The following is a 12,299-nucleotide window of genomic DNA, read 5'->3' as shown; positions in this document are numbered from 1 at the left end:
AGTCCGCGGGCGACATTCTGAATTTGTCGTCCCCGGACCTGCCTCAGAACGGTTTCACGATCACCATGATGACGACGATGACCATCAGAACGGTCGGCACTTCATTGGCAATCCGATAGAATTTCTCCGAGCGCCGATTGCGGTCGTTGAGAAAATCCTTGCGCCATTTTGATGTCGCACCGTGAAAACCGGTGAGCCCGAGAACGCAGATCAGCTTCACATACCACCAGCCCGTGCTCCAGACGACAACGCCGGGCGTCATCAGCAGGATGATGCCGAAGACCCAGGTCGCGATCATCGCCGGCGTCATGATCTGCTTCAGCAGGCGCCGTTCCATGATCTTGAAACGCTCGCTTTCCGCCGATCCGATAGGCACCTGGCAGTGATAGACATAGAGGCGCGGCAGATAGAAGGTCGCTGCCATCCAGGCGATGAGGCTGATAACGTGAAAGGCCTTGATCCAGGGATAGAGGCTGATCAACAGCATTACGCGAGCCCTAGTTTCAGCCCGAGCAGCGCCGGCAATTGCGCCATGTCCTTGAAAATGCCGGCGCCTTCCACGACGAGTTCTGTCCCCGACCCATGCGGCGAAAAGCCGAGGCAGGTCATGCCGGCGGCCTTAGCGGCGCGCGAGCCAGGCACCGAATCCTCGATCACGACGCAGCGTTCGGGCGGCACACCGGCGGCGGCAGCGGCGGCCAGGAACAGATGCGGATCCGGCTTGCCGTTGAGGCCGATCTTGATCATGTCCTCGGCACTATGCTGACGGTCGCCGACCAGATGCTTCATGCCGTTGCGGCCGAACTTGACCGCCATTTCGGCATGGCTGGAATTGGAGGCGACGCGCCAGGCCATGCCGGCTTCGGTCAACTGCTCCAGCGCCTGGGCGGCGCCGGGAATGGCACCGACCTCCTCGCTCAGCGCCTTGACCATGGCAGCCGAGAAACGGGGCGCGAAATCGACCGGCACCGGGCGACCGATCGCCTCCTCCGTCCGGCGGATGATGTCGCGGAGCGAGGTGCCCAGAAAGGCCGTCTCACATTCTTCCGGCGTGATCATCCAGCCGAGCCCGTTCAGCTCCCGCGAGAGGACGATGCTGGCCAGACCCTCGCTGTCGATCAGCACGCCGTCACAGTCGAAAATCACCAGGTCGATCGGCTGATCGCGTAAGGCCAGAACTTCAGAAGCCGTCATCATGCGCGTGTCGCCGTCCTTGTCAGGTCATAGCCGGAAGCGGGTTTGCCGGCCTGGGCATAGGGGCAGTTGCCATGGGTCGTCGGGCATAGTCGGCCGGCAGCGCTGCTGCAGAGTCCAGGCCCCACGGCCAGCGCCCGGCGCGCCACCCCGGCCAGCGCCGCGATGAAGCCCGGATCGTCATTCTGCACCGGCGCCCGGAAATAGCCGGGGACGCCGTGCTTGGCCGCGAGGTCACGGTATTCGATATCGAGCTCGACCAGGGTTTCCGAATGGTCGGAGACGAAAGCGACCGGCACCACGACCAGCGCCACACCGTCACGCCCGGCTTCGATCACCGCGTCATCCGTGCTCGGCGTCAGCCATTGCTGCGGCGTCGCGCGGGACTGGTAGCAGACGAGGCTGTCGATCCCCGGGTCAGAGAGGCGGCGCTGGATGCCGGCCGCATAGGCCTCGATCTGGAACTGATAGGGGTCGCCGCGATCGACGATGACCTGCGGCAGGCCATGGGCCGAAAACAACACCCTGAGCGGCGTGCCAGGGGGCAGGACGGCCCTGGCGGCATCAATCGTCCCTTGGACGAGCTGCGCCGCATTGGCCAGCACAGCCTCGTCCTCGAACCAGCAGCAAAGCGTCGTGGTTTTGACCGCGAGACCGCCCTTGGCCGCTTCTTCCCGCCAGGCGGTCAGAGAACTACCTGTGGTTGTGCTGGAATATTGCGCATAAAGCGGCAGGAGAAGAATTTCCTCCGGTTGCCAGGCCTTGACGGCCGCCACGGCGGCATCGCTGAACGGATGCCAGTAGCGCATGGCGATGAAGCATTTCATGTCCCAATCCTGGGAGAGATCCGCTTCCAGCGCGTCTGCCTGACGCTCGGTCAAAGGCAGTAGCGGCGAACCGCCCCCCATCAGCCGATAATTCTCCTGCGCCACCGGCACCCGCTTATGGGCGATATAGCGGGCCAGAAACGGGCGGATGAAGGGCGGCACGCGCAGGATGGCCGGGTCCTTGAACAGGTTCATCAGGAAAGGCCTGACTGCCTCCTGATTATCCGGCCCGCCGAGATTGAAGAGCACGACCGCAACCCGCGGCCGAGCCGGCTGTACCGACGCATCGGTCTGACGGGTTGCAATCTGATCCACTCACTGACCTCGAATAAAATCGACCAAGGCTGCCACATGATCGGGGGGCGTCGGCGGCATGACGCCATGGCCAAGATTGAAAACGAAGGGGCGACCCTTCATGGCGTCTAGGATAGCACGCGCCTCCTGTTCCATCACCTGACCCCCGCTTAGAAGAGCAAAGGGATCAAGGTTGCCCTGCAGCCCGACCGTCTGCGGCACCAACTGCCTGACAAGATTGAGGTCCGCCGCCGTATCGACCCCCACGGTATTGACCCCTGTCTTTTCCGCATAGGCTGCGACCATGGTGCCGGCGAGACGCGGAAAGCCGATGATCGGAATGGTAGGGTGATGCTGCCTGATGCCAGCCACGATCCGCGCTGTCGGCTGGATGACATGTTTCTCGAAACCTGACGGCGACAGCAGGCCGGCCCAGCTGTCGAACAGCATGACGGCTTCGGCGCCGGCCGCGATCTGGGCCAGCAGATAGGCGATGCTGGCCTCGGTGATCCGCTCGATGAGTGCGTCGAACAGGTCCGGATCGGTGGCGGCCATCTTCCGCGTCTCTGCGAAATCCTTCGAGCCGCCGCCCTCGACCATATAGCAGGCGACCGTAAAGGGTGCCCCAACGAAGCCGATCAGGGCTGTCTCAGGGTGGTCGGCTGCCAGCCGAGAACGGGTGAGGCGGATGGTTTCCAGCACCGGCTCCACCTTCTCCAGGAATCCCTGAACCTGCAGGTTTCGCATTTCATCCACAGTCCGGAGCGGCGGCAGGCGCGGGCCATGGCCTTCATCGAAACGCAGGTCCCGGCCCATAGCCCAGGGCAGGATCAGGATGTCGCTGAAGAGAATTGCGCCGTCCATGCCGAAACGGCGGATCGGCTGGAGCGTGGCTGTCGAGGCGCGTGTCGGGTCCAGACAAAAACTAACGAAATCAGTAGTTTGTGACCGGAGTTCGCGATACTCCGGGAGGTATCTTCCGGCCTGTCGCATGAGCCAAATAGGTGGGGGCCAGGTGGTTTTCCCCAGAAATGCGTCCAAAAGTCTTTTCACGGTTATCCCCAAAGAAGCCCTGACACCCTACTACGTCAGTATAGAATTTTAAGAAGGATGGGGTGGTAGATGGGGGGTGGAAAAGCGGGGTACCCGGTTCGCCCAGATTTTCTCCCCAGAGTTTTCCACAGGCTTGGGGGTGATTAGACTGCTGATTCTTCTCAAGACTCTGTGACGACTCAGTTACAGATCGGTTAGGGTCGTACACATCTTCACATGTACGCTGGAAACGGCATCTATCCCCGCTCGGCACCGGCCCAAGCCGGATGGCTCTCCCTTATCCCCACTTATCCCGTTATGATCACGAGATGTCCACGCATCGATTGAACCTCCATCTTGTCTCGGACGCGACCGGCGAAACGCTGAACGCCATCGCCCGCGCGACGACCGTACAGTTCGAGCATCTGACGATCGTCCCGCATCGCTGGAGCCTGATCCGGACGCGGTTTCAGTTGCATCGGGTGCTGGACGGATTGCAGGCGGAGCCGGGTCCGGTTCTGTCCAGCCTGGTCGATCGCGCCTTGCGCAGCGAATTGGATATGGCCTGCGACCGGTTAGGCGTGCCGATCGTGCATGTGCTGGATCAGGTCATGACCATGCTGCAGGACCATTTGGGCGAGCAGGCCTCCGCCCGGCCGGGGCGGCAATATATTCTGGACGCCGACTATTTCCGGCGCATCGACGCCATCCATTATGTCCTGGCGCATGATGATGGGCAGGCCCAGGCGGGGATCGCCGAGGCCGACGTCATTCTGGTCGGCGTCTCGCGCTCCTCCAAAACGCCGACCTCCTTCTATCTCGCCAATCGCGGCATCAAGGCCGGCAATATTCCGCTGGTGCCGGGCATTGCTGTGCCGGAATCGCTGGACAAGCCGAATTGCCCCGTGGTTGGCCTGACGCTCGACCCGCAATCGCTGATCGATATCCGCCGCCATCGGCTGCGCATGCTGGGCACCCATAACGCGGTCGGCCAGGCGCCGGACCGGGGCGATTACACCGATCTGGAAGCCGTGACGGCCGAGCTGTTATGGGCCAAGCGCCTTTGCACCAGCCGTGGCTGGCCGGTGATCGACGTCAGCCGCCGGTCGATCGAGGAGACGGCCGCGACGATCATCCAGCTGATGGATGCCTGGACCGAGCGCCGCCTTAAGGCGGAAGCCGAGCGGAAGGCGAATAACGCTGGGGTGACCCCATCCGCCGGCCCTTGAGTTGATGGCCCCTTCCCCACCAGATGGACTAAGGCCAAAACCGAAATTCCATTGTATGAGCCAATCCCTGGCCTTTGTACGGACCGACCATGCTTTCCAGTCGCGCTAAATACGCTCTCCGCGCCATCCTGATCCTTGTGGAGGAAGCGGAGGCTGATCGTTGGACCAGTGCGCAGACCATCGCGGAGCGCAGCAATACCCCCCGCAAGTTTCTGGAGGCGATCCTGGTGCAGCTACGCGACCAGGGTTTCATTCAAAGCCGCCGCGGTCCCGTGGGCGGTCACAAGCTGTTGCTGCCCCCCGAGCAGATCTCGGTCGCCGACGTCATGCGCATCATCGACGGGCCGATTGCGCTGACACCCTGCGCCAGCCGGACGAGATTCGCCGTCTGCAAGGACTGCAAGGACATCGAGACCTGTCAGCTGACGGATCTGATGAGACGGGTGCGCGACGCGGCGGCAGCGGTGCTGGAGGGTTGCACCCTCGCCGATCTGGCCCGCATGCCGGAGGCCGGAGCCGTGTTTTCTCTCTGAAACTTGCGTTGTGATGTTATTTTCTACTTGACCAATAGGAAATAGATCATGGCATAGTGGGGGCATGGAAACGCATGTCAGCCCCCAGCCTGTGAGCCATCCGGCGGAAAAGTCTCTGCCGCAGAACGCGCATCACCTTGCCGTGATGACACATGCGGAGTTTGCCGGCTCGGGAACGGTGTTTTCAAAAGGACTGATCTCGAAATCATACGGGTTCCGTGTCCCCGCGACCGGAAAAACCCTGCGACGAGGGCCGAAAAGAAACCCCCTTTCATTCAGGAAATCAGGATGACCCAACAAACCATCGCCATTGTCGGCGCCGGCTTCAGCGGTACCCTGCTCGCCCTTCATTTGATGCGGCAATGTTCCCCCGATACCCGCATCGTTCTTATCGAGCGCAACGAGCATTTCGGCCGCGGTGCGGCTTATTCCACTGGCAATTCCTCCCATCTTCTCAATGTTCCGGCGGCGAAGATGAGCGCCTTTCAGGCGCGGCCCTCCGATTTCCTCGATTGGCTGAAGACCCGCTCGTCAGAGGAATTGGGCGGATTGCAGCCGCTGGCCACGACCTTCGTGCCGCGTGCCATTTTCGGCCGCTATATCAGCGATCTTCTTGAAACCGAGATGAAGTCGACCCTCCATTGCGGGCAGCTTGAACTGCTGCGCGCGAGCGTGCGGGATATTGCGCCGCGTGGTGGCGGTCTGGTCCTGACGCTGGGCGACGGTGAGGCTTTGCAGGTGGACCGCGCGGTGCTGGCGGTGGGCAATTTCCCGCCTTCCCCGCCGCCGGTCGCCGATTCCAGCTTCTATGATACCGACAGCTATCGGTCTGACCCCTGGGCGCCGGATCTGCTGGCCAATCTGGACCCGCAAGCGCCGCTTCTGCTGATCGGCACCGGGCTGACGACGGTCGATACCGTGGTCTCGCTGCTCGATCAGGAGCATCGCGGGCCGATCATCGCCCTCTCCCGCCGGGGCCTGCTGCCGCAGAACCATCTTTTGGGGCCGGTCAAAACCGCTTTGCCGGAAACAGAGGAATTCCCGACGCGCCTGACCAGTCTGGCGCGGTTCCTGCGCGACCGCAGCCGCCGCGCGCGTGAGGCTGGCGGGTCCTGGCAGGCGGTGATCGACGAATTGCGGCCGCTGACGACCGAAATCTGGCAGGCCATGCCGCGTGAGGATCGCCTGCGCTTCCTGCGCCATCTGCGGCCCTGGTGGGATACGCATCGCCATCGCATTTCCGGGCCCGTCGCCGCGCGGATCGCCGAAGCCCAGCGCACCGGCCAGTTGCGCATCCAGGCCGGCCGTATCCGCACCTATGCCGTGACACCGACCGGTGACGTGGATGTTACCTATCGGCCGCGCTTCAAGGATCATCTGGAAACCTTGTCGGTCGGCCGTGTCATCAATTGTTCCGGACCTGAAAGCGATTTCGGCCGTATCCGCGATCCGCTGGTCCGCCGGTTGCTGGATCAGGGCATGGTGCGTCCCGATTCTCTGTCGCTCGGCCTCGATATCACCCGCACCTGCGCTCTTCTGGGCCGCGACGGCGGTATTTCCCGCCGGCTTTTCGCGGTCGGCCCGGTGACGAAGGGGGCATTCTGGGAGATGACGGCGGTGCCCGATATCCGCCAGCAGGCGGAATATCTGGCCGGCCAATTGGCTGCCCTGGTCAAGCCGGCGGCGGTCGCGGCCCAGGCGTCCGACGCCACCTGGTCCATCTGACCGCTGGTGGGTTGCGCATGGGCGCGGATCACGGCTTCCTAAGCGCGCGATACAGCTTAAGGCAGGGATCAGGGTCATGGCGCATCTGGGATTTGTGGGCACGGGGACTTTGGCGGATGCGGTGATCCGCGGGCTGCAGACGACGGCGGCAGCCGAGCATCGCTATCACCTCTCGCCAAGGTCGGAGAGCCGGTCAAAGGCGCTGGTCGAAGCCTTTCCGCAGAATACGGTGCGGGAGGAGAGCAATGCGGCGGTGGTCGAAAAAAGCGATATCGTCCTCATCGGCGTGCTGCCCAAGCAGATCGCCGATCTCGGCGCCTTGCCCTTCCGTGCCGATCAGATCGTGGTGAGCTTCCTGGCCGGCGTGCCGGTGGCGGTTCTGCGCCAGCATGTCGCGCCCGCAACCCGCGTTGTGCGCATGATCCCGCTTCCGGGCGTCGAATTCTGCAAGGGGCCGATTCTGATGACGCCCGCCGATGCCGCGGTCGAAGACCTGTTCGGTGCGGTCGGCGAACTTGTGATCCCGGCGCAGGAATCCGATCTCGATACGATCAGCATGGCGACGGGGCTGATGTCAGCGCATTTCCAGCTACAGAATACGGTGATCGACTGGCTGAAGAGCCGCGATATCGCCGACGGCGTGGCGACACCCTTCGTGCGCGCGCTCTATTCGGGTCTGGCTGAATTGGCGCTGGCGGCCGAGCGCAAGGGCGAAGGCCTGCCGCCGCAGAATTACGAGACGCCGGGCGGGTTGAATGAAACGGTCCGCGCCTATTTCAATCGTGTCGGCTGGTTCGATGAGATGACAAAGGCGATGGATGTGGTCGAGGCCCATCGCAAAACCTTGATGAAGAAAAGCTGAGTTCGGGTGGCGTGTTTTACACCGGCGTGTTTTACACTGGCGGGTAGATCCCCGGGACAAGCCCGGGGACGACGCTGTTATTGATGGCTCATCCTATTCCTCGTCATCCGCGCACTTGTTGCGCGGACCTACCCGATGAGGCGCCCAGACGGCCGCTTGCCTATACAAACGGGTAGATGCGCGGCATGAAGCCGCGCACGACGGATTTGGGGGCGTTTCAACTAAACCTGACGGCCCTAAACTTCCAGCAACGCCTTGATGACCCCGGTCTCGGGCCGCGCCCAGACCGGAATGGCGTCTGCGCCCTCGGCCATCGTCGCGCGATGGCTGGCGAGCACGGATGTCGGCACCAGCCCCGCCGCGATGGCCCGCATGACTTCGGCGAAATCATCCGGCAGCGCATTGCGGCTGGCGATGAGCGTCGTCTCCCGCTTGTGGAATTCCGGGTCCGGGAAGGCGATATCGGCTGCCACGATGCTCAGCAGCACATAGCGGCCGCCATGGCCGAGATAGAAAAGCCCGGCATTCATGGACGGCGGATGGCCGGTGGCGTCGATCACCACGTCGAAGAATTCGCCTTCGGTGATCGCTTCGAACTTCGCCTTCGCCTCTGGCCCGGCCTTGACGGTATGGGCAGCGCCCAATTCCCGCTGCGCGAAATCCAGTCGGTCCTGCCGCAGGTCCATGACCGTGACCTCGGCCCCGCGCGCACAGGCAAAGATCGTCGCGGCAATGCCGATGGGTCCCGCGCCCACGACCAGCACGCGATCGTCTGACCGTACGGCGCCACGGCGAATGCCATGCGCGCCGATCGCCAGAAACTCCACCATCGCCGCCTGATCGAGCGTCAGTTCAGGGGCCGCGATGACGTTCTGCGCCGGGACCGCGATATACTCGGTCATGCCGCCGTCCTGATGTACGCCGAGCACGCTGACGCGGCGGCAGCAATTGGTCAGCCCGCGCTGGCAGGCGCGGCATTGGCCGCAGCTGAGATAAGGGATGACCACGGCCGTGGTGCCGGCGGTCAGGCCCGACCCCGCCGGTGCCGCCACGATCTCGGCGCCCAGTTCGTGGCCCATGATACGCGGATAGCTGAGATAAGGCTGGGTGCCGCCGAGGATATGATAGTCCGTGCCGCAGATGCCGACACGGCGGACACGCAGCAGCACATCCCCCGCGCCCACCTTGGGCGCCTCGCGCTCAATCAGGCGAAGCTTGCCGGGTTCGGGGCAGAGGAGTGCTTTCATGACTTGCTTCCAGGCGGCAAGGCCGGAACCGAAAACGCTGTCCGCCCCGACCTTGTTATTTGATCCGGCAACGAAGGCCGTCGAGGCCGGCGATCAGATCGACCAGCCGCCGTCGATGATCTGCGTCGTGCCGGTGGTGTAGCTGCTCTCGTCGGAAGCCAGATAGAGCGCGAGATATGCGATTTCCGCGGTCGATCCCAGGCGGCCCATCGGCTGGCGCCGCACGAAGCCGGCGCGGGCATCGTCCTCGGAGATCTGTCCGGCATCGGCCTGCGCCTTGATCCGATCATTGAGCGAGGGCGACTGCACGGTGCCGGGGCAGATCGCGTTGCAGCGGATGCCCTTCGTCACGTAATCGGCGGCGACGGATTTCGTGAGACCGATGACGGCGGCTTTGGACGCGCCATAGGCGGCACGATTGGGCGCACCTTTCTCGGACGACGCGATGGAGGCCATGTTGACGATCGAGCCACGGCCGGCGTCGAGCATCGCCGGCAGGAAGGCGCGGATCATCCGATACATGGCGGTGACATTGAGGTCGAAGGAGAACTGCCAGGCTTTTTCGTCGCAATCGAGAATGGAGCCCTGATGCACATAGCCCGCGCAATTGAACAGGATATCGACGGTGCCGGCCTCTGCCGCCGCCTTCTGCACGGCCTCGGGTGACAGCACGTCGAGCACCATGGTGCGGGCGCCCTGCAGCGTCTCAAGCGCGGCGGCATTGATATCGCTGGCGATAACCTCGGCACCTTCGCGTAGGAACAGCTCTGCCGTGGTGCGGCCGATGCCCTGTCCGGCCGCCGTGATGAAGGCGCGCTTTCCCTGAAGTCTCATACTGCATCTCTCCAGAATCCGGCTTGGATGTCTGTGATTGTCTATCGTTCTTGAGTCCTGAAGGACCAATGGCCGGACCACTCAAACTGTTGTAGTAGTTCGTCAAAGACCTGCCAAGCGGAACCAAATAGGAAAAAGAATGGCGCTCGAAGCCATCCAGAAGGGCCGGCTCTACAGCCAGATTGCCGACAGGCTATGCGAACTGATCCGTGCGGGCGATTACCCACCGGGCAGTTTCCTGCCCTCCGAACGCGAATTGGCGGCGGCCCTTGAGGTCAGCCGTTCCTCCGTTCGCGAGGCTTTGATCGCATTGGAGGTATTGGGCGTCGTCGATGTGCGTGTCGGCGCCGGCATGGAGGTGCTGCGCGTGCCTGACGCCGCGGCGACGCGCGATCTCATGGCGCAGCTCGTGCGCATCAATTTCTCGGAGCCCGATCCGGAACTGCCGGTGGTGCTGGATCTTTCGGCAGAGATTCCGCCCTTCGCTTTGCTGCAGGCGCGAAGACTGGTTGAGCCGGAAACGGCGGCGCTGGCCGCCCGCCATGCGACGCCCGCACAGATCGACAATCTGCGCACCGCTTTCGCACGCAACCAGCGCGACAATCGCGAAGGATCGCGTACCAATCCCGGTGATCGCCAATTCCATATCGCGATCGCCCAGGCGAGCGGCAATCCGGCCTACGAGATGCTGATTACGCTTCTGCTCGGCCACCGCTACAGCCCGCTGTTTCAGCATTTGCAGCGTCTCTATACGCCCGAAAATATGGCGTTGCGGTCCGAGCGCGAGCATGAGGCGGTTTTACAGGCGATCATCGGCCGCGATGCGGATCAGGCACGGGCGCGTATGGCAGCACATCTCGAGTCCGTTATCGCAATATTCGCGCGTGAATAGGCCTGTGCTTAATCCCTTGCCAGCCGGCGCCGCGCGGTCTCTTTCTACCGCGCCCGTTGCCAAGGAGCCTGCCTGATGTCCGCTTCCGCTCTCGATCGCGCCCTTGCTGGTTTGCCGCAACGCTATGCAGGGCCGGGCGGTGCGGTCGCCGTGTTGAAGGATGGCGCGGTTCTGGCCCGTCATGCCTGGGGCTGGGCGGATGCCGAGCGGCGTATCCCCTTCACGCCGCAGACCATCAGCCTGATCTGTTCCATCTCCAAACAGTTCACCTGCGCTGTCCTGCTCGACCAGTTCCCTGATCCGACCGTGATGGACAGCGATCTGCATCGCCGCCTGCCGCTGCTGGAGGGCGAACGCCCTGGCATCCTCGACCTCGCCCATAACCAGTCGGGCCTGCGCGATTATTGGGCGGTCGCGATGCTGTATGGCGCGCCGGTCGAAGGCCTGTTCACGGGGCAGGATGCCGAGCGCATCATCAGCCGCACGCGGTCACTGCATTTCAGCCCGGGCACGCGCTATTCCTACGTCAATCAGAATTTCCGCCTGCTGTCGGATATCATCGAAGCCCGTACCGGTGAGGATTTCGCCAGCCTGCTGCGTCGGCGCATCTTCGATCGCGCCGGCATGCCTTATGCGCTGCTCAATGCCGATACGTCCTGGGTCGCGGGCGGCACGGTCGGGTATGAGGGCAGCGTCGCCGAAGGCTTTCGCCCGGCAGTGAACCGCATCCAATGGACCGGTGACGCCGGTATCGGCGCGTCACTGGACGATATGATCGCCTGGGAGACGCATATCGACGCGACGCGGGATGACCCGGCGGCGCTGTATAGCCGTCTGGCCGCACCCGTCACCTTCCGCGACGGCGCCCCGGCGTCCTATGGGTTCGGCCTGGCCCGTACGCAATTCCTCGGCCGGGACGCGACCTGCCACGGCGGCGCCCTACGCGGGTTCCGCAGCTTCCGCGCCCATGTCCCGAGCGAGCGGATCTCCGTCGTCACGCTCTTTAACCATATGGGCGATCCGCGCGGTCCGGTGGTCGATATCCTGGCGGCGCTGCTGGGCGAGACGGCAGATGCGCCCGCGATCAGCGCCGATACGCAGCGCTTTGTCGGGACCTATCTGGAACCGGAGACCGGAATAGCGACGCGGATCGCGGCGGCCGGTGACGGCCGGCTGCGTCTCGATTTCGGCCATGGCGCCGAGATGCTGTCGCCGGTCAGCGCGGATGAATTCGCCTCCGCCTCCGTTCGTCTGACGCGGGCCGATGGCGCGCTGAGGATGGCGCGGACGGGCGAAAACCTGTTCACGACCCTGACGCCCCATGATGGCGCGCCTGCGACCGATATCGAAGGCGTTTTCCGGTCGGATGAATTGGGCGCGGAGATCACCTGCATCGCCGCCGGCGGCACGCTGTACGGCGCCTTCTCGGGCTTCCTGGGCCAAGGTGCCATGCAGCTTCTGGAACCTTTCGGGCCGGATTGCTGGCTGCTGCCTTGCCCGCGCGCGCTGGACTATAGCCCGCCGGGCGACTGGACCCTGCGCTTCACGCGCGACGCCGCCGGCCGGGTGGACGGCGTCACCCTCGGCTGCTGGCTGGCGCGGCGCATCCCCTATCGCCGCGTCGCCTGAG

General features: G+C 63.6%; 12 protein-coding genes. 6 read left to right on the top strand and 6 right to left on the bottom strand.

All coding sequences use genetic code 11. The features are described from left to right. Nucleotides 1–43 precede the first annotated feature (43 nt). The 4 genes from hemJ to hemE are packed head-to-tail and all read right to left on the bottom strand — an operon-like array spanning nt 44 to nt 3,380. The gene (gene hemJ / locus ACELLULO517_RS12070; RefSeq protein ID WP_227307614.1) at nt 44–487 is read right to left on the bottom strand and encodes a protoporphyrinogen oxidase HemJ; all 444 of its coding nucleotides are present in this window, start codon (nt 485–487) and stop codon (nt 44–46) included. After that, the gene (locus tag ACELLULO517_RS12065; RefSeq protein WP_227307613.1) at nt 487–1,197 is read right to left on the bottom strand and encodes an HAD family hydrolase; all 711 of its coding nucleotides are present in this window, start codon (nt 1,195–1,197) and stop codon (nt 487–489) included. Before ACELLULO517_RS12065 ends, hemJ begins: the two co-directional genes overlap by 1 nt. Then, a complete protein-coding gene (gene hemH, locus ACELLULO517_RS12060) occupies nt 1,194–2,336 on the bottom strand; it encodes a ferrochelatase (RefSeq protein ID WP_227307612.1) in 1,143 nt (380 codons plus the stop codon). The genes ACELLULO517_RS12065 and hemH overlap by 4 nt, the downstream gene beginning before the upstream one ends. Then, a complete protein-coding gene (hemE, locus tag ACELLULO517_RS12055; protein WP_227307611.1) occupies nt 2,337–3,380 on the bottom strand; it encodes a uroporphyrinogen decarboxylase in 1,044 nt (347 codons plus the stop codon). Nucleotides 3,381–3,676: 296 nt separating this feature from the next. Between hemE and ACELLULO517_RS12050 the strand changes: the two genes are divergently transcribed. From ACELLULO517_RS12050 to ACELLULO517_RS12035, 4 genes are all read left to right on the top strand, one after another. Continuing rightward, nucleotides 3,677–4,576, top strand: a complete 900-nt coding sequence (locus tag ACELLULO517_RS12050) for a pyruvate, water dikinase regulatory protein (RefSeq protein ID WP_227307610.1) — start codon at nt 3,677–3,679, stop codon at nt 4,574–4,576. Between the two features lie 89 nt (nt 4,577–4,665). Further along, nucleotides 4,666–5,109 carry an RrF2 family transcriptional regulator gene (locus tag ACELLULO517_RS12045; protein WP_227307609.1) on the top strand — a complete coding sequence of 148 codons (444 nt, stop codon included), beginning with the start codon at nt 4,666–4,668 and terminating at the stop codon, nt 5,107–5,109. Nucleotides 5,110–5,397: 288 nt separating this feature from the next. Further along, nucleotides 5,398–6,834 carry an FAD/NAD(P)-binding protein gene (locus ACELLULO517_RS12040; protein WP_227307608.1) on the top strand — a complete coding sequence of 479 codons (1,437 nt, stop codon included), beginning with the start codon at nt 5,398–5,400 and terminating at the stop codon, nt 6,832–6,834. 76 nt (nt 6,835–6,910) lie between these two features. Then, nucleotides 6,911–7,696 carry an NAD(P)-binding domain-containing protein gene (locus tag ACELLULO517_RS12035; protein WP_227307607.1) on the top strand — a complete coding sequence of 262 codons (786 nt, stop codon included), beginning with the start codon at nt 6,911–6,913 and terminating at the stop codon, nt 7,694–7,696. 236 nt (nt 7,697–7,932) lie between these two features. On the opposite strand, the gene ACELLULO517_RS12030 is transcribed toward ACELLULO517_RS12035, so the two are convergent. Beyond that, the gene (locus tag ACELLULO517_RS12030) at nt 7,933–8,943 is read right to left on the bottom strand and encodes a zinc-binding alcohol dehydrogenase family protein (protein WP_227307606.1); all 1,011 of its coding nucleotides are present in this window, start codon (nt 8,941–8,943) and stop codon (nt 7,933–7,935) included. Nucleotides 8,944–9,036: 93 nt separating this feature from the next. Continuing rightward, on the bottom strand, nt 9,037–9,777 hold the full coding sequence (locus ACELLULO517_RS12025) for an SDR family oxidoreductase (RefSeq protein ID WP_227307605.1): 741 nt from the start codon (nt 9,775–9,777) through the stop codon (nt 9,037–9,039). Nucleotides 9,778–9,916: 139 nt separating this feature from the next. On the opposite strand from ACELLULO517_RS12025, the gene ACELLULO517_RS12020 reads away from it, so the two are divergent. Further along, nucleotides 9,917–10,669 carry a FadR/GntR family transcriptional regulator gene (locus ACELLULO517_RS12020; protein ID WP_227307604.1) on the top strand — a complete coding sequence of 251 codons (753 nt, stop codon included), beginning with the start codon at nt 9,917–9,919 and terminating at the stop codon, nt 10,667–10,669. 75 nt (nt 10,670–10,744) lie between these two features. Further along, nucleotides 10,745–12,298, top strand: coding sequence for a D-aminopeptidase (locus tag ACELLULO517_RS12015; RefSeq protein ID WP_227307603.1), 1,554 nt, complete (start codon nt 10,745–10,747; stop codon nt 12,296–12,298). Nucleotide 12,299 lies beyond the last annotated feature (1 nt).

Origin of the sequence: Acidisoma cellulosilyticum (assembly GCF_020621385.1) — a bacterium.
Lineage (GTDB): Bacteria > Pseudomonadota > Alphaproteobacteria > Acetobacterales > Acetobacteraceae > Acidisoma > Acidisoma cellulosilyticum.
The sequence above is the reverse complement of the archived record's forward strand: the minus strand, read 5'-3'. Positions and strand labels throughout refer to the sequence as shown.

What these genes read in the sequence shown, in the direction of transcription:
- ACELLULO517_RS12035 (WP_227307607.1), top strand. Translation starts at nt 6,911, where the DNA reads ATGGCGCATCTGGGATTTGTGGGCACGGGGACTTTGGCGGATGCGGTG.
- ACELLULO517_RS12040 (WP_227307608.1), top strand. Translation starts at nt 5,398, where the DNA reads ATGACCCAACAAACCATCGCCATTGTCGGCGCCGGCTTCAGCGGTACC.
- ACELLULO517_RS12025 (WP_227307605.1), bottom strand. Translation starts at nt 9,777, where the DNA reads ATGAGACTTCAGGGAAAGCGCGCCTTCATCACGGCGGCCGGACAGGGC.
- ACELLULO517_RS12030 (WP_227307606.1), bottom strand. Translation starts at nt 8,943, where the DNA reads ATGAAAGCACTCCTCTGCCCCGAACCCGGCAAGCTTCGCCTGATTGAG.
- ACELLULO517_RS12015 (WP_227307603.1), top strand. Translation starts at nt 10,745, where the DNA reads ATGTCCGCTTCCGCTCTCGATCGCGCCCTTGCTGGTTTGCCGCAACGC.
- ACELLULO517_RS12050 (WP_227307610.1), top strand. Translation starts at nt 3,677, where the DNA reads ATGTCCACGCATCGATTGAACCTCCATCTTGTCTCGGACGCGACCGGC.
- ACELLULO517_RS12045 (WP_227307609.1), top strand. Translation starts at nt 4,666, where the DNA reads ATGCTTTCCAGTCGCGCTAAATACGCTCTCCGCGCCATCCTGATCCTT.
- hemJ (WP_227307614.1), bottom strand. Translation starts at nt 487, where the DNA reads ATGCTGTTGATCAGCCTCTATCCCTGGATCAAGGCCTTTCACGTTATC.
- ACELLULO517_RS12065 (WP_227307613.1), bottom strand. Translation starts at nt 1,197, where the DNA reads ATGATGACGGCTTCTGAAGTTCTGGCCTTACGCGATCAGCCGATCGAC.
- ACELLULO517_RS12020 (WP_227307604.1), top strand. Translation starts at nt 9,917, where the DNA reads ATGGCGCTCGAAGCCATCCAGAAGGGCCGGCTCTACAGCCAGATTGCC.